22 protein-coding genes are annotated in these 21951 nt (G+C 63.8%); 11 read left to right on the top strand and 11 right to left on the bottom strand.

The window, feature by feature from the left end; translation table 11 throughout:
* Positions 1-178 precede the first annotated feature (178 nt).
* The 8 genes from tauA to BM279_RS02595 all read left to right on the top strand — a co-directional run bounded on the left by tauA (position 179) and on the right by BM279_RS02595 (position 6113).
* Positions 179-1162: a taurine ABC transporter substrate-binding protein gene (gene tauA, locus BM279_RS02630; RefSeq protein WP_425272659.1), complete on the top strand. Its 984-nt coding sequence runs from the start codon at positions 179-181 to the stop codon at positions 1160-1162.
* A gap of 65 nt (positions 1163-1227) precedes the next feature.
* Positions 1228-2016, top strand: coding sequence for a taurine ABC transporter ATP-binding protein (locus tag BM279_RS02625; protein WP_093500665.1), 789 nt, complete (start codon positions 1228-1230; stop codon positions 2014-2016).
* Complete coding sequence (tauC, locus tag BM279_RS02620; protein ID WP_093500663.1) at positions 2006-2821, top strand: taurine ABC transporter permease TauC; 816 nt, start codon at positions 2006-2008, stop codon at positions 2819-2821. Before BM279_RS02625 ends, tauC begins: the two co-directional genes overlap by 11 nt.
* Positions 2822-2825: 4 nt before the next feature.
* Positions 2826-3680, top strand: coding sequence for a taurine dioxygenase (gene tauD / locus BM279_RS02615; protein ID WP_093500661.1), 855 nt, complete (start codon positions 2826-2828; stop codon positions 3678-3680).
* 218 nt (positions 3681-3898) lie between these two features.
* Entirely contained in the window at positions 3899-4114 is a 216-nt protein-coding gene (locus tag BM279_RS02610) for a dodecin (RefSeq protein ID WP_013789361.1), read from the top strand.
* Between the two features lie 108 nt (positions 4115-4222).
* Positions 4223-4447: a DUF1161 domain-containing protein gene (locus BM279_RS02605; RefSeq protein WP_093500659.1), complete on the top strand. Its 225-nt coding sequence runs from the start codon at positions 4223-4225 to the stop codon at positions 4445-4447.
* 159 nt (positions 4448-4606) lie between these two features.
* The gene (locus BM279_RS02600) at positions 4607-5602 is read left to right on the top strand and encodes an LLM class flavin-dependent oxidoreductase (RefSeq protein WP_093500657.1); all 996 of its coding nucleotides are present in this window, start codon (positions 4607-4609) and stop codon (positions 5600-5602) included.
* Positions 5603-5687: 85 nt separating this feature from the next.
* Positions 5688-6113 (top strand): OsmC family protein, encoded by a 426-nt coding sequence (locus BM279_RS02595; protein ID WP_075928408.1) that lies wholly within the window; start codon positions 5688-5690, stop codon positions 6111-6113.
* A 51-nt stretch (positions 6114-6164) separates the two neighbouring features.
* On the opposite strand, the gene BM279_RS02590 is transcribed toward BM279_RS02595, so the two are convergent.
* Positions 6165-6584 (bottom strand): PA0061/PA0062 family lipoprotein, encoded by a 420-nt coding sequence (locus tag BM279_RS02590; RefSeq protein ID WP_093500655.1) that lies wholly within the window; start codon positions 6582-6584, stop codon positions 6165-6167.
* A 104-nt stretch (positions 6585-6688) separates the two neighbouring features.
* Here BM279_RS02590 and BM279_RS02585 point away from each other — a divergent pair, with 104 nt between their 5' ends.
* Together BM279_RS02585 and BM279_RS02580 are read left to right on the top strand one after the other, a co-directional pair.
* Positions 6689-7765 (top strand): aminopeptidase, encoded by a 1077-nt coding sequence (locus BM279_RS02585; RefSeq protein ID WP_167363084.1) that lies wholly within the window; start codon positions 6689-6691, stop codon positions 7763-7765.
* 33 nt (positions 7766-7798) lie between these two features.
* The gene (locus BM279_RS02580; RefSeq protein WP_093500651.1) at positions 7799-8053 is read left to right on the top strand and encodes a DUF1161 domain-containing protein; all 255 of its coding nucleotides are present in this window, start codon (positions 7799-7801) and stop codon (positions 8051-8053) included.
* Positions 8054-8073: 20 nt separating this feature from the next.
* Here BM279_RS02580 and BM279_RS02575 read toward each other — a convergent pair whose 3' ends face one another.
* The 4 genes from BM279_RS02575 to BM279_RS02560 form a co-directional block, all read right to left on the bottom strand.
* Entirely contained in the window at positions 8074-8721 is a 648-nt protein-coding gene (locus BM279_RS02575; RefSeq protein WP_093500649.1) for an HAD family hydrolase, read from the bottom strand.
* A 63-nt stretch (positions 8722-8784) separates the two neighbouring features.
* Positions 8785-9747, bottom strand: coding sequence for a hypothetical protein (locus BM279_RS02570; RefSeq protein WP_093500647.1), 963 nt, complete (start codon positions 9745-9747; stop codon positions 8785-8787).
* Between the two features lie 59 nt (positions 9748-9806).
* Positions 9807-10355 (bottom strand): hypothetical protein, encoded by a 549-nt coding sequence (locus tag BM279_RS02565; protein WP_093500645.1) that lies wholly within the window; start codon positions 10353-10355, stop codon positions 9807-9809.
* A 30-nt stretch (positions 10356-10385) separates the two neighbouring features.
* Positions 10386-10925, bottom strand: a complete 540-nt coding sequence (locus tag BM279_RS02560) for a CbrC family protein (RefSeq protein WP_093500643.1) — start codon at positions 10923-10925, stop codon at positions 10386-10388.
* A 94-nt stretch (positions 10926-11019) separates the two neighbouring features.
* Here BM279_RS02560 and BM279_RS02555 point away from each other — a divergent pair, with 94 nt between their 5' ends.
* Positions 11020-12081: an ankyrin repeat domain-containing protein gene (locus tag BM279_RS02555; RefSeq protein WP_093500641.1), complete on the top strand. Its 1062-nt coding sequence runs from the start codon at positions 11020-11022 to the stop codon at positions 12079-12081.
* Here BM279_RS02555 and BM279_RS02550 read toward each other — a convergent pair.
* The 6 genes from BM279_RS02550 to tssH form a co-directional block, all read right to left on the bottom strand.
* Positions 12069-12683: a hypothetical protein gene (locus BM279_RS02550; protein WP_093500639.1), complete on the bottom strand. Its 615-nt coding sequence runs from the start codon at positions 12681-12683 to the stop codon at positions 12069-12071. The two genes, BM279_RS02555 and BM279_RS02550, sit on opposite strands and share 13 nt — an antisense overlap.
* Positions 12680-12838 (bottom strand): hypothetical protein, encoded by a 159-nt coding sequence (locus tag BM279_RS23325; RefSeq protein ID WP_167363083.1) that lies wholly within the window; start codon positions 12836-12838, stop codon positions 12680-12682. Before BM279_RS23325 ends, BM279_RS02550 begins: the two co-directional genes overlap by 4 nt.
* A 38-nt stretch (positions 12839-12876) precedes the next feature.
* Positions 12877-13068, bottom strand: coding sequence for a hypothetical protein (locus tag BM279_RS02545; RefSeq protein WP_093500637.1), 192 nt, complete (start codon positions 13066-13068; stop codon positions 12877-12879).
* The gene (locus tag BM279_RS02540) at positions 13065-17021 is read right to left on the bottom strand and encodes an RHS repeat-associated core domain-containing protein (RefSeq protein ID WP_093500635.1); all 3957 of its coding nucleotides are present in this window, start codon (positions 17019-17021) and stop codon (positions 13065-13067) included. Before BM279_RS02540 ends, BM279_RS02545 begins: the two co-directional genes overlap by 4 nt.
* A gap of 138 nt (positions 17022-17159) precedes the next feature.
* Entirely contained in the window at positions 17160-19229 is a 2070-nt protein-coding gene (locus tag BM279_RS02535; RefSeq protein ID WP_093500633.1) for a type VI secretion system Vgr family protein, read from the bottom strand.
* 16 nt (positions 19230-19245) lie between these two features.
* Positions 19246-21948: a type VI secretion system ATPase TssH gene (gene tssH / locus BM279_RS02530; RefSeq protein ID WP_093500631.1), complete on the bottom strand. Its 2703-nt coding sequence runs from the start codon at positions 21946-21948 to the stop codon at positions 19246-19248.
* Between the last annotated feature and the right edge of the window lie 3 nt (positions 21949-21951).

Here is a 21951-nt window from a genome sequence, read left to right as displayed (position 1 = left end):
TAACCGGCATTGTCTTGTGCAAGCGCTGCCGCTCTGGCTCACGGCTGTGACAGGCGGCTCTAAGCTAATCATTAAATGTTATTGGAAGGATATTTTTTATAACCATAAATTTCTCGCAACAGCGCCACCGAGGCGCAGGCAGCCGGGATGGCTCGGTGCCCATTGCGAGGAGTTGCTCATGAAACATGCCTTGAAGACCCTGCTGCTCGCCGTCGTGGCTGCCACCAGCCTGCAGGCCCAGGCGGCCGATATCGTCATCGGCTACCAGACCGGCGTGGACCCATCCAAGGTCGCCCAGGCCGACGGTGCCTACGAGAAAGCCATCGGCGAGAAGCTCGACTGGCGACGCTTCAATTCCGGCCCCGAAGTGGTGACCGCCCTGGCCTCCGGCGACGTGCAGATCGGCAATCTCGGCTCCAGCCCATTGGCCGCCGCCACTTCGCGAAAGCTGCCGCTGGTGACCTTTCTGGTAGCGGCGCAGATCAACGCCGCCGAGGCGCTGGTGGTGCGTAACGGCAGCGGCATCGACACACCCGAGCAACTGGTTGGCAAGACCATCGCCACGCCGTTCGTGTCCACGTCCCACTACAGCCTGCTCGGTGCCCTCAAGCACTGGAACATCGACCCGAGCAAGGTGAAGATCGTCAACCTCAACCCCGCCGAGATCAACGCCGCCTGGAAGCGCGGTGACATCGACGGCGCCTTCGTCTGGTCGCCGGCCCTGGGCGAGATCAAGCGCAGCGGCAAGGTGCTGACCGATGCCGCTGAAGTCGGCAAATGGGGCGCGCCCACCTTCGAGGTGTGGGTCGCCCGCAAGGACTTCGCCGAGAAGCACCCTGAGGTGCTCGCCGAGTTCGCCGGAGTGACCCTGGACGCCTTTGCCGACTACCAGGCCAACGCCGCCAAGTGGACGGCCGATTCCGAGCAGGCCAGGAAGATCTCCAAGCTGATCGGCGCCAACGCCGCCGACGTTCCCGAGTTGCTGGCCGGCTCGACCTATCCCAATGCGCAGCAGCAGGTGAGCGCCGAGCTGTTGGGCGGTGGCACCGCCAAAGCCACTGCGCGCACTGCCGAGTTCCTCAAGGAACAGAAGCGCATTCCCGCCGTCCTGCCGGACTACTCACCCTACGTGAGCGCCGAGTACGTGCCCAAGGCGCAGTGAACCGAATCACCTTCACGACAGGTTTGCCCCTCTTCGGAGGGGCTTTTTTAATTGAGGAGTCGACCATGAGCCGACTGAATGCCGAGCGGGTCAGCCTGAGCTTCGAGCGCCGCGGTGCTGCGCAGGTGATCCTGGATAACTTCGACCTGCAGATCGACAAGGGTGAGTCGGTGGTCGTGCTCGGCCCGTCGGGCTGCGGCAAGTCGAGCCTGCTCAACGTGCTGGCCGGTTTTCAGCCAACGGACAGCGGCCGTGTGCATCTCGACGGTAAAACCCTGCAAGGCCCGGGCGGCGAGCGCGGCGTGGTGTTCCAGGACGACGCGCTGATGCCCTGGCTGGATGCCCTCGACAACGTCGCCCTGGGCCTGCGCCTGCGGGGTCTGAACAAGGCCGAGCGCCATGCGCGGGCGCGGCAGGTGCTGGAGCTGGTCGGCCTGGCCAGCCATGCCCACCATCAGGTCGGCGAGCTGTCCGGCGGCCAGCGTCAGCGCCTCGGCCTGGCCCGGGCGCTGGCAGTCGACCCGGATTTCCTGTTGCTCGACGAACCCTTCGGCGCCCTCGATGCACTGACCCGCGAGCGCATGCAGGTGCTGCTGCTCGACGTCTGGAAGCGCACCGGCAAGGGCCTGTTCCTGATCACCCACAGCGTCGACGAGGCGCTGTTCCTGGCCACCGACCTGATCGTGCTGGATGGCCCGCCCGCCCGCGCGGTGTTGCGCCGGCAGTTGCCGTTCGCGCGCCGTTACACCGCCGGCGAGCCGGTACGTTCGATCAAGGGCGATCCGGCTTTCGCGCAGTTGCGCCAGGAGTTGCTCGATATTTTCCTGCAGGAGCCCGCCGACCATGCCTACTGAAGCGCTACGCAGCACGCTGAACGTCCGCCGTCGCCGCCTTGTCATCGGCCTCGACCGCCGCCGCGTGGCCGCCTTCGGCACCCTGGCCGCGCTGGCGAGCCTGTGGTGGCTGGCCACGCACCTGGGCTGGATCGATACCATCTTCCTGCCGGCGCCCGAGCAACTGCTGGTGGCGCTCAAGGGCTTGCTGCACGACGGCTACCTGGACGCTACCCTGTGGCAGCACCTGAGCACCAGCCTGTGGCGCGTGCTGGTGGCCTTGCTGGCGGCGGTGATCACCGCCGTGCCGCTGGGCATCGCCATGGGCCTGAACCCGACCCTCAACGCCGCGCTCGACCCGCTGGTGGAGTTCTACCGGCCGATTCCGCCGTTGGCCTATCTGCCGTTGATGGTGATCTGGTTCGGCATCGGCGAGCTGTCCAAGGTGTTGCTCATCTACCTGGCGCTGTTCGCGCCGCTGCTGATCGCCACCGTGGGCGGCGTGCGCCGCGTCGACAAGGCGCGTATCCAGGCGGTGCGCTGCCTGGGCGCCAGCCGTCTGCAGGTGGTGCGCCACGTGATTCTGCCCAGCGCGTTGCCGGACATCCTCACCGGGCTGCGCATCGCCCTCGGGGTGGGCTGGTCGACGCTGGTGGCTGCCGAGCTGATCGCCGCCAATCAGGGCCTGGGTTTCATGGTGCAGTCCGCTGCGCAGTTCCTCGCTACCGACGTGGTGGTGGTCGGCATCCTGCTGATCGCCGGCATCGCCCTGGCTATCGAGCTCGGTTTGCGGGCTCTGCAAAAACGTTTCGCGTCCTGGAGTTGAGTACATGACTATCCAATTCGAGCGGATCGGCCAGGCCCTGGGCGCCCGCGTCACCGGTATCGATCTGGCGCAGCCGCTGACACCCGCCGACCATCAGGCGCTGCATCAGGGTTTGCTCGAACACCAGGTGCTGTTCTTTCGCGATCAGTTGCTGACGCCCGCGCAGCAGCGCAATGCTGCCGCGCTGTTCGGCGACCTGCACATTCACCCGATCTACCCGAAGATCGCGGAGCAGCCGGAAATCCTGGTGCTGGATACCGACCTCAACGACCTGCGCGACAACGCCCTGTGGCATTCGGACGTGTCGTTCATCCAGTCACCGCCGCTGGGCTCGCTGCTCAGCGCCCGGCACGTGCCGCCCCACGGTGGTGACACGCTGTGGGCCAGCTGCTCGGCGGCATACGACGCGCTTTCCGCGCCGATCCGCGGGCTGCTCGACGGCCTGACCGCGGTGCATGACCTGGCCCTGTCGTTTCCGCTGGAGCGCTTCGGCAATACCCCGGACGCCCTGGAAAAATGGAACGCCGCCCGCGCCGCCAATCCGCCGGTGATCCATCCGGTGATTCGCGTGCACCCGGAAACCGGGCGCAAGGGCCTGTTCGTCAGCGAGGCGTTCACCACGCGCATCAACGAGCTGGGGCCGGGCGAAAGCACCGCGCTGCTGCAGATGCTCTTCAAACAGATCGCCCGACCGGAATTTTCCGTGCGCTGGCAATGGCGCCAGGGCGACCTGGCCTTTTGGGACAACCGCCTGACCCAGCACTACGCCTGCGACGACTACCGCCCGCAGCGGCGCATCATGCACCGCGCGACGATTCTCGGCGATCGGCCGTTCGGCTCGGGCGCCGCGTCGGCCTGAGCCGTCCGCCAATCCCTGGCCGCGTCGTAAGCGCCACTCCCGAGGGCCCATCAGTAAGCGATGATGCCGTGCCGCCACGCCTGTTTATGCTGGCGTAGTGACGCCGTGCTCAATACCGCTCGCCCTCGCAAGCGAAAACCTGAACTTAGCAGCGTCCTCCAGTGACTGATTGATTAAGGGCGATCAGCCCACCTGAATTCACAGCCCTGGAGGCGAATATGTCGGATCATCACACCTACAAGAAGGTCGAGCTGGTTGGCTCGTCCACTTCGAGTATCGAAGATGCCATCAACAATGCCCTGGCCGAGGCCAGCAAGAGCATTCGGCATCTGGAGTGGTTCGAAATCACCGAAACCCGTGGTCACATCGCCGACGGCGCAGTGGCTCACTATCAGGTAACCCTGAAGGTTGGCTTCCGCATCGCCAACAGCTGATCGCGGGCATCGCAGCCGCAGGACTTGCCAGACCGGCAATCAGCGGCTTTCATTGAGCCGGGCCAATTTCAGCCCGGCGTTGTTCACTGGTACGAGGGAGCGTTTGTGATGAAGAACGTGTTGTTTGCAGCAGCCCTGATGGCATTCGCTGGCTCGACCTTCGCGGCGGCCAAAGACTGCGAAACGCTGAAAGGCGAGATCGATGCGAAGCTCCAGGCCAAGGGCGTTGCGTCCTACACCCTGGAAATCGTTGATAAAGGCAGCGTGACCGACCGCCAGGTCGTGGGCACCTGCGGTGGTGACACCAAGGAAATCGTCTACCAGCGCAACTGATGACGATGGCCTGAAGCCGGCTCGCAGCCTCTGCGGTGCCGGCTTTTTATTGCCTGCAATTTGCCATGAGGTGGCCTGAGCTGGACGGGAGGCGTAGGATAAGACCTACTGTTTTACTCGGATAAGGCCCCGGCGTTATCCATCAGCAAGGATTTTCTCATGTCCGCACTCGCCAAACTTCCTTTCTCCGTTCTCGACCTGGCGCCGATTCGCGACACCGGCAGCGCCCAGCAGGCGCTGCACAATTCGCTGGCGCTGGCCCGGCACGTCGAGTCGCTGGAGTTCAACCGCTTCTGGGTCGCCGAGCACCACAACATGGATGGCATCGCCAGTTCGGCCACCGCCGTGCTGCTCGGCTACCTGGCCGCCGGCACCTCGCACATCCGCCTGGGCTCGGGCGGGGTAATGCTGCCCAACCACGCGCCGCTGGTGGTCGCCGAGCAGTTCGGCACCCTGGCGACCCTGTATCCGGGACGCATCGAGCTGGGCCTGGGCCGCGCACCCGGCGCCGACCAGTTCACCGCCCATGCGCTGCGCCGCGAGCGCTCCGGCAGCGCCGACGACTTCCCGCAGGACGTTGCCGAACTGCAGCGCTATCTCGGCCCGCGCACCTCGGATCAGCGGGTGATCGCCATGCCTGGCAGTGGCACCAACGTGCCGATCTGGCTGCTCGGCTCCAGCCTGTTCAGCGCCCAGCTGGCCGGTGAGCGCGGCTTGCCCTATGCCTTCGCCTCGCATTTCGCGCCGCGCTACGTACATGAGGCGATCCGCGTCTACCGCAATGCCTTCAAACCGTCCGAGGTGCTCGACAAGCCCTATGTGATGCTCGGCGTGCCACTGCTGGCCGCCGATACCGACGAGCAGGCGCAGTACCTGGCGACCTCCGCCTATCAGCGCATCCTCTCGCTGATCCGAGGCCAGAGCCTGGTGCAGCGCCCGCCGGTGGAGTCGATGGAAGGTTTGTGGTTGCCCCATGAGCGCGATGCGGTGGGCAGCTTCCTGGGCATGGCGGTGATCGGCGGGCCGCAGAAGATTCGTGCGCGCCTGGAGGTATTGCTGGAGCAGACCGAGGCCGACGAGCTGATCTTCACCTGCGACCACTACGACTTCGCCGACCGCCTGCACGCCTTCGATATCCTCGCCGGCCTGCGCTGAGCAGCCGGTCACCCGGCAAAAAACTCGAACTTGCCCGGCCGCTGTCCCTCTGAATTCTGTACCCCTTATCAACAGGAGCGTAAAGATGAAGAAGACAGCATCGGCCCACTGGCAGGGCGGCATCAAAGACGGCAAGGGCACCATTTCTACCCAGAGCGGTGTGCTTTCCGAACAGCCTTACGGCTTCAATACCCGCTTCGAAGACAAGCCAGGCACCAACCCCGAAGAGCTAATCGGCGCGGCCCATGCCGGCTGTTTCTCCATGGCACTGTCCAAGGAACTGGGCGAGGCGGGCATGACTGCCGAGAGCATCGACACCAAGGCCGAAGTGACCCTGGACAAGCAGGACGGCGGTTTCGCCATCACCGCCGTGCATCTGTCGCTGAAAGCCAAGATCCCGGGTGCTGACCGCGCTGCCTTCGAGAAAGCAGTGGAAACCGCCAAGACTGGTTGCCCGGTATCCAAGGTGCTGAACGCCGAGATCACCCTGGAAGCCGTGCTGGAAGCCTGATGGTTCCCCCTGAGCCGCATTGCGCGGCTCAGTCGCTTTTATCCCCTCAGATTAAAAAGTGCCGCAGCGCAGATTCTTGCCCTGCGCCAACGCGTTGCGGTCAGCATCGTAGAGCACGGTATAAGCACGCATCGCTGCCGAGCGGGCCTCGACTCGATAGCGCTGACCAGCCTTGAAGTCGTCATAGCGAATTCGCACATCACAGGTCAGCTGCTGCGGCTCTGAGATCATCGACATGCCACCGCCGCCAGCAATCTCGAAGCGATAGCGCATCTCCAGTTCATGGGCGCCAGGGGTTACCTGGAAATAGCGGCCGTCATTGACGCGCTCGCGATCCAGGCGCTCTGCCATCAGCAGGTCGATACCTTCGCCCTTGAGATCGATCCAGGCCATGTTCGGATCGGCAGCCGGCAGTGGCGACGCACAGGCGCCGAGGAGCAGCAGGCTGGCAAGCAGGAGGGGCTGGCGCATGGTAGTGTCTCCCGGTGAGACGATTCATGGATGACGGCAGTATCGCGCAAAGCGGCCGCGACTTCGCGGTAGGATGAGCCGATCCCCTTTGCATGACGACCGCCATGTTCAAGCAGTGTATATCCCTAGCTGTCGACCTCTCGCGCCGCGCCGCGGTTCCCCTTTTGGCCTTGGCGCTGGCCGGCTGCAGTACGGTCGATTACTACGGGCAACTGGCCCGCGGGCAGCTGCAATTGCTGAGCGCGCGTCAGCTGGTGCAGGCGCTGATCGAGGATCCGGCCACCGAGCCGAAGTTGCGCGAGCGCTTGGAGCTGTCCCAGCAGGCGCGGCGCTTCGCCAGTGAGAAGCTGGCGTTGCCGGATAACCGCAGCTACCGACTGTATGCCGATCTGCACCGCCCCTTCGTGGTGTGGAACCTGTTCGCCACCGACGAGTTCTCGCTGCAGCCCCAGCTGCACTGCTTTCCCATTGCCGGCTGCGTGGCCTACCGCGGCTTCTACGAGCAGAGTCGGGCCCGTGGCGCGGCGGCTCTGCTCAAGGCCCAGGGGCTGGATACTTATCTGGGCGGCGTGGAGGCCTATTCGACCCTTGGCTGGTTCGATGACCCGATCCTCAACACCATGCTGCGCTGGAGCGACGAGCGCCTGGTGGCGGTGATCTTCCATGAGCTGGCGCACCAGCAGTATTACCTGGCCGGCGACACTGCGTTCAACGAGTCCTACGCCACCTTCGTCGAGCAGGAGGGCTTGCGCCAATGGCGCACGGCGCGTGGGCTGCCGGCGCCCAAGGAGGTCGGCGTGCAGCCCCGCGAGCAGTTCACCACGCTGGTGCTGGCCAGCCGTGCACGCCTGGAAAAACTCTACGCCAGCGGCCTGGATGCCGAGGCGATGCGCGCCGGCAAGCAGGCCGAATTCGAGCGCCTGCGCGCCGAGTACCGACAGCTCCGCGCCAGCCAGTGGAACGGCGTCGGCTACTACGACAGCTGGATCGACGGGCCCCTGAACAACGCCAAGCTGTTGCCTTTCGGCCTCTATGATCAGTGGGTTTCAGCCTTCGCCGGGCTGTTCGCCGAGGTGAATGGCGACTGGCCGACGTTCTACCGGCGGGTCGCCGAACTGGGCGCCTTGCCGCAAACGCAACGGCAGATACAACTGCAGGCGTTGTCCGTTGTCCGAGAGTAGGGTCCGAACAACCAGACGCAGAGGAAGGTCGTGATGAGAGGATGGATGGCAGCGATGCTGGTGCTAGGCATGCTCAGCAGCAGTGCCTGGGCGTCGCCCAAATCGTGCGAGGAGCTCAAGAAGGAAATCGAGGTCAAAATCCAGGCCGCGGGCGTGACCAGCTATACGCTGGAAATCGTGCCCAACGAAGAGGTCGAGGATGACGCCATGGTGATCGGCACCTGCGACGGCGGCAGCAACAAAGTGATCTACCAGCGCAACGACCTGACCGGCTCGCGGATGATGTAGCGGCCTGGGCCGCTATCGTTTTAGCCGACGAACGCCTGGTGCAGCTGCGCCAGTGTCTGCACATGGTAAGCCGGGCGCTCGCCAGCGAGCTCTTCCAGGCTGCCGAACCCGTAACCCACCGCCACCGCCTGCAAACCGTTGCTGTGGGCGCCGATCAGGTCATGCTTGCGATCGCCGATCATCAGCGTATCCGCCGCATCTAGACCTTCCTGTTCGAGCAGGTGGGCGATCAGCTCCACCTTGTTGGTGCGCGTGCCGTCCAATTCGCTGCCGTAGATGGCCTTGAAGTAACGGGCGAAGTCGAAGTGACGGGCGATCTCGCTGGCGAATACGTTGGGCTTGCTGGTGGCGATGTACAGGGTGCGACCCTGCGACTGCAGCAGCTGCAACAGCTCGATCACGCCGTCGAACAGCTGGTTTTCATACAGGCCTACCTCACGGAAACGATCGCGGTAGTGGTTCACCGCCTCCCAGGCGCGGGCTTCGCTGAGGCTGTAGGTGTGCATGAAGCACTGCAGTAGCGGTGGGCCGATGAAGTGCTCCAGTGCCACCAGGTCGGGCTCGTGGATATCCAGTTTCGACAGCGCATATTGCACCGAGCGGGTGATGCCCTCACGCGGGTCGGTGAGGGTGCCGTCAAGGTCGAAGAGAACGGTGCGCTGCTGCATGTCGGGGTATCCGCTGGCCTGAATCGGTGCGGATTGTCCCGCACCGCAAGGCGCAGGGGCAACTCAGGCAGCGAGCGGGCGGTAGACCCAGCGCAGGCTCAGGTGGGTCAGCGGCCAGAGCATCGCCAGCAGCAGGATCCCGAACAGCACCATCAACCCCAGCACCAGAAACTCCGAGCCGGCATACAGCGCTACCAGCAAGACGAACGCCAGCACGGCGGCCACCAGCAGCCAGATCGCCATGCACAGCAGTACGCTCGCCAGCAGACGGCCAACGGCCAGCCTTGCCAATTGCGCCGGCAGCGAGCGGTAGGCAGCAATCATCGCTACCAGCCCATACACCAGGCCGACCACGTTGCTAAGCCCCAGCAGCCACTCCATGCCGTAAGGGCTGATCATGTGGGTGGGCAGTAGCGTCAGCAGCTTGGTGTAGAACACGATGAACAGCAGGCCGAAGGCCAAGGCGGCTTCACCGCGGCTCACCTGGGTAAGGCCGCTCTGGAACTGGCCCGCGCGGCGCATCAGATAAAGGCTCAGCCACAGCGGCAGCAGCGTCGCCAGCATGAACGAAACCAGGTTCAGCGGCAGCATCAGCAGCGTGGGCGAAAGGCCGCTGGCGTTTTCATACAGTGAAGGCGCCAGCTGAGCCCACAGTAGGTTGTAGAGCAGACCGACCACGAAAATGGCAATCAGATACAGGCCCACGAACAGCGCGACAAGCAAAGCCGGGCGGCTGACATCCACCAGGCTGTGGCGCTGCAGGTAATAGCGGGCGAGCAGCAGCGCACTGCAGCCGTCGACGGCCAGAGCGCTGAGCCAATAACCGCCCAGCTGCCACAGGTTGTTCAGGTAGGTCTGGAAATACTCCGGCTCCAAGGTCAGCCACATGATGACCCAGCGAATGACGATGCTGGCCGTGCAGCACGCGAGCGCCGTGAACAGCAGGCGCATGGGCAGTTGCGACCCTTGGCGAGCTTCATGGGAAGCGCCTGGCTCGGCCGGATTAATCGCGTAGGGATTGACCATGAAGGTTCCTGATTAGACTGGAGAGCTACGGTTGACGGTATGGCAATTCAGGCGGTGCCTTATCGCGGCGGTGGCGGCAGCCATTGCGAGCGGCCGAACCGATCGCGCAGCCAGGTGAGCGGCCACATGAAGGCCGACAGAATCAGCAGATACTCGAAGAACCGAAAGGGCACCACTATCCAGCTGCTCAGCTCACCCACCCGCTGGCCGCTGACATCGACGAAGTGGAAGTCGTAATTCACCCCGGTACTGGCGCCGCCGTGGGAGACGATCTCGTGGGTCTGCAAATGCGCGCCTGCCGGGGCGAACAGCCACTCCAGCGGCTTGTTGTAGACCGGGTTGCCACGGGCATCGAGGAGCATGGCGACATAGGCGGTGATGGCTATCAGTAACGCCGCCGCCACCGGCTTCGCCCAGGTGACGCGACCCTTCCAGGCAATGGTGGCGAATATCAGCAATACCGACACGCTGGCTACGCCATCGATAAAGATCGCCCCCGTGAAGAACAGGTAGAAGGCCAGGCCAATCAGGCAGAACCCGCCGATCGCGGCGGTGGCGATGGCGAAGATGTAGAGAACGGTCAGGAAATTGGAGCGTGGTTTTTTCATGGGGGCGATTCTAGCGCAGGGCCGAGTGGTTCAGGTGCCGTCGGTATGCAGCCGGTGGGTGCCGCACTGCACGCAGCGAAACAGGTAGCCGGTCGGGCTGTCATCCGCGCTCAGCGCCTGCACATAGGCAGGAGAAAGATCCTGCAGATCACCTGTCAGTTGCGGGCGAAGCTGTTCTATCTCGGCAGCACCGACATACCCGATGAACTGGCACAGCTGCCCGCAATGCACCAGCCATTCGCCCTGCTGCCAGGCCAGGTAACCCGGCGTGCGGTCACACACCTCGGCGATCAATTCTTCACCCAGGGCGTTAGCCGAGGCCGATGGGTCCGGTTCCCAGCCTTCGATGCACAACTCGTCGTTGAATTGCCCTTCGTAATACCTGGCGGCGCTGCCATCGGCGATGCACCAAGGGCAGAGGTAGTCGGGTTTTTGTATGGCGTAGAACGGACCTTGGTACTTCCAGTCGCGCTGCTCGCCGCAGCACGCGCAGGTGCCGGCTTCTCGCTCGAACAGGTCCAGCTGATAAACATTGGGATGCAGGCGGAAGGTGGGTAGATCCTGTGTCACTGGTCATTTCCCGCTGGGTATTGGATCGTTGACAGGCCTCGGCGAAAGCCATGAAGGTAAGCACTGTACCGGTATTTCTGGAGTATTGGATTTGATGGCCAAGCGTAAGCGCAAGACCTTGCCCAAGGATTTCGGCCAACTGCTTGAGCAGGCCTCACTCGAGGAGCTGATTGCCGTGTTCGACCAGTGCGAACTCGAGGCTACCGGCGGCTACAGCAAGAGCACGGCACTGGGCTTCTACAACTGCCCTGATGAGCTGGTGCGCTGGCTGGTTGAACAGGGCGCGGGCATTGATGCCCGCGACACCTATCAGCGTACGGCGTTGCACCATCGCAGCTCCAGCTGGAAGGGCGGCGTTGATCTGTTGCTGGATCTGGGTGCCGATATAGAGGCGCAGGACTACCAGGGTGATACGCCACTGCACGCAGCAGCCAAAAGTCACAAGGTGCAAGCGCTCGCTGCGTTGATTCGTCGTGGCGCTGACATCGATGCCAGGAATCGTCAGGGGCATGGCGTGCTGCAGATCGCGCTGGCCACCACCAGCAACGCCGACATCGAGGCAACCGCGAAGATTGCCCAGATCCTGCTGGATGCAGGCGTGCCGGTAGACGATGCCATGCTGGCCGAGGTGCAGCGTATTGGCCGTGAATTCGAATTTCACCGCGCAGGCTTCAACCCGGACTATCTCGAGGCGACGGATGCAGGACTGGCCAGTCTGTATGGCCTGTTCGGCGTCACGCCTGTCGCCTCGCGCCAGCTTCACGATGGCAAGGCTGCCATCAGTGTCGCGGACGGCCCCTGGCACAACCAGCACCAGCAACTCTGGCAACTGCTGGTGCCATCTAACGGCCCGGCCGCCACCGTGCAGGGTGAGGTGGTTCGCCTCAGCGGGCGTATTTCCCGAGAAATACATCACAACGGTGCGACCAACTGGGATACCGACTTCAAGGCCATGTTGACGGCGTTGGTCCGTCATCTGGGCAGTGCCGTGCCGCTGTCGCCCGGCGAGCTGGCCGAAGCCCAGGCGCTGGCGGCCGCGCTGCGCGGTGGTGACGATGATGCTGCACGCACAGATCGGCTCAGTGCGCTGGCAGTGCAATGGGTAATCGCCAACCCGCAGCCTTTGTCGTTGCCTCTACCGGCTTACCGCCGCTGAACGGTCCTGGATTGACCGGCGAGTAGCCGGCTCAAGTGGTGCGTCAGCGGAGCGCGCGCCTTGCGGGTTTTGAACATGCCAGGCACGTGCAGCAGCATGGCGGCCCAGCGGTATTCACGCAGCTTGCGGTCGCTGGACAGCAGATAGTCGCGCAACTCCAGAGCCGACTCGCGGTGGTAGGCCCAGAGCAGATGGTGCTTGTAGTCCACAGCGTAATACGCCTCGCCTGGCCAGGCCAGCTGGTGGCGACTGCGCAGGCCGCAGGGGGCACAGATCAGGGCACCGAGCGTATGGCCGTACTGTTGGCGCAGGTAGCGCGAATGGCACCAGTCCGCTGCCTGGTAGCCCTCGGGTAGATCATGTAGCGCCTGCCGCGGGTCACCGTGCAACCCTTGGAAGTACACGGCCATGTGCTGGAAATGACCATCGCGGCTGGGGCGTAGCTGGTACTCGAAGGCCGAATGAGCCTTAAATAGCGGCACCTCCAGCTTGCGTCGTATCACCCGTGCTTCGGCGAATTCGAACGAGGCTTCGCGGCTGCACCGGGGGCAGCGTACCGCCAGTTGATAAGGCATCGGGTTCCATTCGTAGAGACCGGTCACGGCTTGCTCTCGATCAGCTGTACCCAGGCATCGACTTTTAACTCGGCCCAGGGCGCCAACTCGACCTGCGGCAGGTAGATACTTTCAAGGCGCAGTTGGTGTGCGGATGCTGCATCGGTATGGCGCGCCGTGCGGGCACGGTGAGGATTGTTCATGGGCATGACAAGGTCTTCGAGGGGGCGAAAAGGTTGGCTCAGCCGTCGAACCAGCTGTCGTGAATCCCTTTGGAGCGCCGGTACAGCAACAGTCCGATCCTGGCGCCCAGCACAAGCACAACGAAGATGCCTACCGTCAGCCAGCTGTCACCAAAGTAATGCTCCAGCACGACGTAGAGCAGCGCCACGGGAATGAATAGCGCGGTGTAGATCAGGTAGCGTTTGATCACTGGGGTGGACACTCCTCTTGCTCGTCTTTCAATGGGCACTTGACCACGGCCTTGCCTGTTTGCCATGCCGCCTGGACTGCCACGGCCTCCTTGATGGTGCTACGGTGCGCGGCCTTGCGCGCCGCCAGCTTGGCCGCGCGGTTGGCGGTATTGGCAGCTTGGCCGGAGAGTGCTCTTAGCGCCTTGCTCGACTGGTAGACCGTCTTGCCAGTGCTCAGCATGCCGGGGGCGACGGTGCCAATGGCCGCCGAGGCCGCTACGTGTTTCCAGTTGATGTCGATGCAGCTCAGTTTGATATCGGTCAGCGAACGGTCATTATCCCAGTTGTCCTTCATTTGGCCGATGATCTGCTTACCGCCTTGCATGCCCACCTCGATGGCGGCACCTAGTGCCGCGCGGCCAAGGAAGCCGGCCACGATTACCAGTGGCACGATCAGGCCAGTGGGGTCGTAGGCCACCACCGGGTTGGCATGGGCGTATTGGTAGGGATTGGCGCCTCCTGCCAGGCCAATAGGATCCTGGCTGGTATAGCGACCCAGCTCCGGTAGATAGTAACGATGACGGTTGTAGTACAGCCCGCTCTCCCTATCGTGGTACTGGCCCTGGAACCGGACGGGTTGGTCTCCCGGGCCGGTTTCATCGCGCACGGCGAGCCAGTCGTCAGGCTCGCCGTGCCAGTGCTCCAAGCCTCCGTCGTCACTAAGACGCAGGGGCGTGCCGATCTGGTCATTGTGGAAGAAAGTGATGTGCGGGGCTTCCATTGCCGGCCGACAGGCATCGGGCAAGGCCTCGCCCTCCAGAGCCAGTGTGCGGCGTACCTGCAGCAGCTCTTCGCTTTGCGGCGCGCACCGTTGCTGCAAGCGCAGCAGCGGAGCGTAGCTACCGGGCTCGTGTACCAATGTGCGTACCTGCATGTCGTCCACCTCGGCACATTGGCGATCGCCGTCCCAACCGAAGCGCGTCAGCGTGTCATGGTCTCCCCGGCGTACCCGTTTGGTAATGCGTCGGCCCAGGCCGTCATAGCGGTACTGGGCCTCCAGGCTGCTGCCATCGGCCTCATAACGCGTGAGCTGCACCAGCCGCTGCGCGCCGTCGTAGCCCAGCAGCAGGCGGCTGCCATCGGCGCCAATGCGTTCAACCAGATTGCCGGCGGCATCGAAGCGATACTTGTTTCCACCATAGCGCGTGACGCGATTGCCTACCCAAATCGTATTGACCTGAGAGGGCCCTGTCCCTTGTCGCTGCTCCGTGTGCTGGTAGCCGGAGCGGTACAGCTCATTGTGTTGATGACTCGACCGTCCTTGGCCGCCAGCCAGCTCGTCGAGAAGGTCCAGGCGATTTCCCGCGGGGTCAAAGCAATAGCGGTACGGGCTGGCATCGCCCTGCTGGCTGGCGACCAGACGCCCGCCGGGCTCGTACTGGTAGCGGCGAGGCAGGTAGTGGTCATCATCGACGGCCGTCAACTGACCCCAAGCATCGTGTCGATAACGGCGTTGCCAGCCGGCGCCTTTGGCGGCGCTGAGCCGCTGTTGAGCTAGCCGGCCCAGCGGGTCGTAGCCTTGCGTTTGTTCGAACAGCACGCCGGGCTGGTCCAGGCGACGCGCATCACGGTATCTCTCGCGGTGTAGTGCATCACGTTCGAAAGCCATCTCCACATGAGCCACACGTATGCCGTGGAGATGCCCGGGGCCGTAGGTCAACCAGGCCAGCGGTGGGGCGTCGCCGTAGCGGCTGAGCTGGCGCACGCCCTGCTCATCGTGCTCATGGGCAACGTCATAGACCCAGCCATCGGCATGAATCTGATTTTCCAGACAGAGATTTCCAGCCTTGTCGTAGGCCAGATGAACCTGGCATTCGGGATTGCTGACACTGGCCAGGCGCCCATCGGCGTGCCAGCAATAGCATTCACGGCTCGGTGCCGCGAAAGGCGTGCCTGGCAGCTCGCGGGCGATCAGGCGACCATCGCGATCATAGGCATAGCGGGTTTCCAGGCCGTCGGCATCCACTCGCGCTATGCATTCATCGGCGGCGTTGTACTGATAACGCTGCACGCGACCGTCGAAGCCGGTCTGTTCCACCAAACGGTCCACGGCATCGTAGACGAAGCGGGCCTGTGCACCGTTTTCATCGATCATGGCGCACAAGCGTCCGGCCGCATCGTAGCGATAATGCTGCGTGCGGCCAGCTGGGTCGGTCGCCTGTACCAGGCGACCTGCGTGGTCCCAGGCGAACTGAGTGGCATTGCCAGCGTCGTCGCTGATCGCGATCTGCCGGCCCTGAGCGTCGTAGCGATAGTGCAGGCGGGTTCCATCGGCAAAGATCACTGCCGTTACTTGGCCGAGTGCATCGTATTGCCAGCGGGTAATCTGCCCTAGTGCATCTTGGCTGGCGACAAGCTGTCCTTCGGCATCGTATTCGTAGCGGGTTGTATGGCCGGAGCAGTCGGTGTGGCTGGTCAACTGGCCAAGCGTGCTCCACTGCAAGATGCGCACGCTACCCGTGGGAGTGGTGATGGAGGTCGGGCGATCCGGGAGCCTGAGGTCACCATAGGTGTAGTGCGTCACGCCTGAGGGGCCTTCGACACGCAGCACGTTGCCTCGCGTATCGCGCTCGAAGCGCCAGGTTCGCCCCTCTACATCCACCAGTTCATCGAGCAGGTCGGTTTGCTCGTTGATAACCTGGCGATAGCGGTGCCGAGCCGGCGACTGCTCTTCGCGCAGACGCCCCTGGCCGTCGAGTCGCCGACGTGTTTCGCGGCCAAGTGGATCGCGGAAAGCCACTTGGCGGCCGAACAGGTCGTATTCGAACTCGAACCTGCTGCCATCGGCGCGCGTCAGCGCCGTCCAGCGCTGTTCTCCACTCGCACCCGTGAAGTGGTAGCGCTCCATACGCCCGAGGCTGTCGACGACCTTGGTGCTGTCTTTCTGGTAGTGGAACTCGCGAACCAGACCGTCCTTTTCGGTTTGCCGTATCACCCGCCCGGTAGGTGTATGCTCGTCCCATTCGTAGCGCACCTCCAGCCCGCCCGGCTCGCCGTGGGCGATCATGAGGTGATTGCACCAGGCGAACACCCTGACCACTTCGCCCTGGCGATTACGCACCGCGATTAGGTCACCGCTGTCGTTGAATTCATAACGCACCAGCCAGTCGAGGCCAGGTGCCTGTGGATCGATGATCGGCGTGGGGCCGGCATGGCTGGCGAGTACCACACCGAACAAACGCATGCCGTCGTCGTTATCGCCGGGCGCGCAGACCATCTGGTAGACCAGCACATAGCTGCGCCCGGCGCTGTCGCGGATGCTGGTCAGATGCCCCCGCTCACCCCAGACATATTCCGTGCGATAGCCATTGCGTCCAAACGTGGCATGCAGACGCCAGTCACCATCAGACTGGCGTTGAAACTGGTAGTGGTCGTTGCCGTCGAGCAGGAAGATCGCGCCTTCGTCTCGCTGCTGAGGCTCAGCTATTGCGGCCCAGCGGGCGTCCCATGGTTGCCAGGGCTGGGCTGATGAGTCATTCAAGCCACCACGGCGGATCCACAGACGTTCGCTGCCGGAATAGAAGGACATTCCGGGCGCCAGGGGGGGAAAGCTGATGCGCCGTGCCTGAGCATCCACCAGCACACAGGCCTGTTCGCTCAGCTCCAACTGCATGCTTTCGCCTGGCAGCCACCAGCCTTGCCCCAGGCTGCCCACACGCGCATTACTGGACAGATAACCGCGCGCGAATGTGAAGGTGTCCGGGGCGGTGAGGGCGAAATCGATCTCTTCAGGCAGCAGCTTGCAGCCCAGCATCGGGTTGACGGGCTGGCCGACACTCGGCAGGCAGGCTGATACGCGATCGGCGATCCCCACCGCGGTGCTGCCCACATGCACTGTCGGCGAGCCTGTGGCGATCACCCCGCCGGCGACCTTTTCGCCGACATGGGATACCGGCAGACCGGAACCACTCATAACCCAATTCCCCGGAACGGGTTTGGCGCAGCTTGCTCGGATTCACCAGCTCGGGCGCCGTAGACGCGCTGCGCATGCGATGCACCGACTGTCGCGATCAGGCTTCTCAACCTATCCATCCGCTGCGATGCCCCTGCACTAACAGTTGATATCCACCTTCGGCGAGAGGATCTCGATCTCGCCGGCGGTGATGCGGATGGTGCTCTGCCCACAGCTCAGGCGGATTTCCTGGTCGGCAGTCAGTTCGATGGTCTGGGCGCCGAGGCGAATGCTCTTGCCGTCCAGGGTGACGCTAGAGCCCGCGTCGTTGCCGCCAACGCTGATGGCGTACTGTTCACCCACTGAAGTGGTTTTCTTCTTCGCCACCTGGGTGCTCTGATTGAGGCCCACCAGGGTGTTCATCATCATGCCGACGTTGAGGCTGTAGCCCAGACCGACGTTTTCCATGCGCCCCATGCCGACGTTCTGCAGCGAGGCCATGAGGATGGTCTCGGATTTGTTCATGCCGATCTTGACCGTCTCGTTCTTGTCCACCGTCTTGCTTCGGTTGCCATGCACGGTGATGGTCTCGTTTCGATCCACGGTCTCCGTGCGGTCGCGCTTGACCTTCACGGTCTCGTCGTTGTCGATGGTCTTGCTGCGGTCGTGGCCGACCCAGTGGGTCTCGTCGTTCTCGACCTCTATGTCCTGGTTTTTCTCGGCGTGGATGAACAGCTGCTCTTCGCCCTTCTTGTCCTCCATGCGGATTTCATTGAAGTTGGCCGGCGTGCCACCTTTGCTGGAGCGGCTTTTCACCCCGCTCTGGGTGGCATTGGCGGGCAGGTCGTAGGGCACCGTCTGCTCGGCGTTGTAGACGCGGCCGGTGATGATCGGCCGGTCGGGATCGCCTTCCAGGAAGCTGACGATGACTTCCTGGCCGATACGCGGGATCTGGATCGCGCCCCAGTTCTTGCCAGCCCAGTTCTGCGAGACGCGAATCCAGCAAGAGCTGTTCTCGTTGGACTGATCGTGGCGGTCCCAGTAGAAGTGCACCTTCACACGGCCGTATTGGTCGGTCCAGATTTCTTCGTCCCTGGGGCCGACCACCATGGCGGTCTGCGGGCCCTGCACGATGGGCTGCGCGGTCAGCGGCAGCGGGCGGAACACCTGGCTGGCGTCGATGCAGGTCAGCGCACTGTCGAACTGGAACGCCACGCTGTCACTACCGCTCTCGTAACGTTCCTGAGTGATCAGGTAGTCGGCGACCACGATCAGGTATTCGCGGTTCTGATCCTCGCGCGGGTAGCCGGTCATGCTGAACAGGTTGCCGGCGCCGAGGCCGCGCGCATTGGTTTTCAGCTGCACCCGCTCGTGCTGGGTGTGGATGGCCTCGATGCGGTTGCGGGCGTATTGCTCGCCGTCCTTGCTCTGCACGTATTCGCCCGGGTAATCGTAGAGCGGATAGTCAGCGTTGCTGTGGGCGCGGGCGATGCTGGAGCGTACTTCCAGGCGCGCGCTGGGGCGCTGGAAGTCGTAGTCGTTGAGCTCCAGGGAGCCGGGCTGCACCTCGCGCGCCATGCGCCAGTCGTGAATGTGGTCACGCTCGCGCATCTGGTCGTCGAGTGGGTAGAAGGGCACGCTGGCATAACCGGGCTCCGTGTGGTGGGCGCCGTAGGCATCGCAGAGCACCAGCACGTGACGGGATTTCTCGTGGCGGAAGTAGTAGTAGATGCCTTCCTGCTCCATCAGCCGGCTGACGAAGTCCAGGCTGGTCTCGCGGTACTGCACGCAGTACTCCCACTCGCGGTAGGAGCGGGTCAGGGCATCCTCGAAATCGGAGAAGCCCAAGTCGCGAAACACCTGCTTGATGATCTCCGGCACCGTCTTGCTCTGGAAGATCCGGCAATCGGAGGTGCGCGACAGTAGCCACAGCCAGGGCTTGAGCGTCACCTGATAACTGGCGAACTGGCCACGGTGGGCGGTCTGGCTGCAGCGCGCGACGATGCCATGGAAATAGCGGTCGCTGCCGTCGGCCAATTGCACTGCCAGGCCCATGGGCTTGCCGAGCAATGCGTCCAGCGACAGGCCGTCATCCTCAGAAATCAGCGCCAGCTCATGGCTGAATGGCCGTCCCAGCTCGTCGTGGCCCTCGAGCCGCTCCAGTACCAGGGTGTCACCGCCCAGGGGGCTGGTGATCACTGCCATGCGCGCTGCCTGGGTGATTGCCATCGTTTTCTCCTACCGATTACTGCGCAGCTGCGAACTCATAGTGCAGATCCTGGTTCTGCACGCTCACCTGCACGCCGGCGAGCGGCTTGCCTTCGAGCAGGCGGCCGAGGAACTCGCGACTCATGTCCGGCAGCATGCTGTTGGTGAGGATCGCGTCGATCTGCCGGCCGCCGCTCTCGTTCTCGGTGCAGCGCGACACCACCAGGTCGACCACCGCATCGTCGTAGCTGAACGGCACCTTGTGGGTGCTTTCGATGCGCTTCTTGATGCGCTCGAGCTGCAGGCGGGTGATGGCCTTGAGCATGTCGTCCGACAGCGGGTAGTAAGGGATGGTCACCAGGCGGCCGAGCAGGGCCGGCGGGAAGATCTTCAGCAGCGGCTCGCGCAGCGCCTTGGCGATGCCTTCGGGCTCGGGCATCAGCTCGGGGTCGCTGCACAGCCCGGCGATCATCTCGGTGCCGGCGTTGGTGGTCAGCAGGATCAGGGTGTTCTTGAAGTCGATCTGGCGGCCTTCGCCGTCCTCCATCACACCCTTGTCGAATACCTGGAAGAAGATCTCGTGGACGTCCGGGTGCGCCTTCTCGACCTCGTCGAGCAACACTACGCTGTAGGGGCGACGGCGCACCGCCTCGGTCAGTACGCCGCCCTCGCCGTAGCCGATGTAGCCCGGTGGCGCGCCCTTGAGGGTGGACACCGTGTGGGCTTCCTGGAACTCGCTCATGTTGATGGTGATGACGTTCTGCTCACCGCCATACAGGGCTTCGGCCAGGGCCAGGGCGGTTTCGGTCTTGCCCACGCCGGAGGTGCCGGCAAGCATGAACACGCCGATCGGCTTGTTGGGGTTGTCGAGTCCGGCGCGGGAGGTCTGGATGCGCTTGGCGATCATCTCCAGGGCGTGGTCCTGGCCGATGATGCGTTTCTTCAGGTGCGCATCCAGCTTGAGAACGGTCTCGATCTCGTTGCGGGCCATGCGCCCGACCGGGATGCCGGTCCAGTCGGCGACCACCGAGGCCACGGCCTGGTAATCGACGGTCGGCAGGATCAGCGGGTCTTCGCCTTGCAGGGCGCTCAGGCGGCTCTGCAGATCGGTGAGCGTGCTGCGCAGGGCGGCGTGCTCCTCGTCGCTCAGGCGGGCAGCGCCGGCCTCGCGGCTGGTGTCGTCCACCGGTTCGGCGGCGGCGCGCAGGCTGGCGCGGGTGGCCAGCAGCTCGTCGACCAGCGCCTTCTCCTCGCTCCAGCGCGTTTCCAGGCCCGCCAGGCGGCTACGCTCCTCGGCCAGAGCCGATTCGCTGTCGCGGCGGCGGCTGCCGATGTTCACACCGATGGCCTCTTCACGGCCGATGATCGCCAGCTCAGTTTCCAGGGCTTCGATGCGTCGACGGCTGTCGTCCACCTCGGCGGGCACCGCGTGCAGGCTGATGGCCACGCGTGCGCAGGCGGTATCGAGCAGGCTGACCGACTTGTCCGGCAACTGGCGCGCCGGGATATAGCGGTGCGACAGCTTGACCGAGGCTTCCAGGGCCTCGTCGAGGATCTGCACCTGGTGGTGCTTTTCCATGGTCGAGGCGACGCCGCGCATCATCAGGATGGCGCGATGCTCGGAAGGCTCGTCGACCTGCACGACCTGGAAGCGACGGGTCAGGGCCGGGTCCTTCTCGATGTGCTTCTTGTACTCGGCCCAGGTGGTGGCCGCCACGGTACGCAGGGTGCCGCGGGCCAGGGCTGGCTTGAGCAGGTTGGCGGCGTCGCCAGTGCCGGCCGCGCCACCGGCGCCGACCAGGGTGTGGGCTTCGTCGATGAACAGGATGATCGGCTTGGGCGAGCTCTGCACGTCCTCGATGACCTGGCGCAGGCGTTGCTCGAACTCGCCCTTCATGCTGGCGCCGGCCTGCAGCAGGCCGACGTCCAGGCTGCGCAGCTCGACGTCCTTGAGGCTTGGCGGTACATCGCCGGCGACGATGCGCAGGGCGAAGCCTTCGACCACCGCCGTCTTGCCCACACCGGCTTCGCCGGTGAGGATCGGGTTGTTCTGGCGGCGGCGCATGAGGATATCGACCAGTTGGCGAATCTCGTCGTCACGGCCGACGATGGGGTCGAGCTTGCCGCTGCGCGCCTGTTCGGTGAGGTCGACGGTGAAGCGCTTGAGCGCTTCCTGCTTGCCCATGGCGCTCGGCGCGATGGCGCCGCTGGCCTCGCCTGGTGCCGCACCCGCCTGGAAGCCGTCGGTAGCGGTCAGGGCGTTTTCCGGCGAGGCGCCGACCACTTCGTCGAAGCGCTCGGTCAGGGTCTCGACCTTGAGCTTGTCGAACTCACGGGAGATGGCCAGCAGCGCGTTGCGCAGGCTCGGCGTCTTGAGGATGCCGACGATCAGGTAGCCGGTGCGCACCTGGCTTTCGCCGAACATCAGGCTGCCGTATACCCAGCCGCGCTCGACCGCCTCTTCGACATGGGAGGACAGGTCGGTGATCGACGTGGAGCCACGCGGCAGGCGGTCCAGGGCTTCGGTGATGTCCTTGGCCAGGCGCGCCTGCTCGATGCTGAACTGACGGATGATCTGGTGCAGATCGGAATCCTGCAGCTGCAGGATCTGGTGCAGCCAGTGGCTCAGTTCGACATAGGGGTTGCCACGCAGCTTGCAGAACACGGTGGCGGCTTCGATGGCCTTGTAAGCGACGCTGTTGAGCTTGCCGAACAACGCGGCGCGACTGATTTCACTCATTTT

The sequence above is a fragment of the Phytopseudomonas straminea genome (assembly GCF_900112645.1).
GTDB lineage: Bacteria > Pseudomonadota > Gammaproteobacteria > Pseudomonadales > Pseudomonadaceae > Aquipseudomonas > Aquipseudomonas straminea.
Note: the sequence above shows the minus strand (reverse complement) of the source record. Positions and strands in the feature narration are given on the sequence as shown.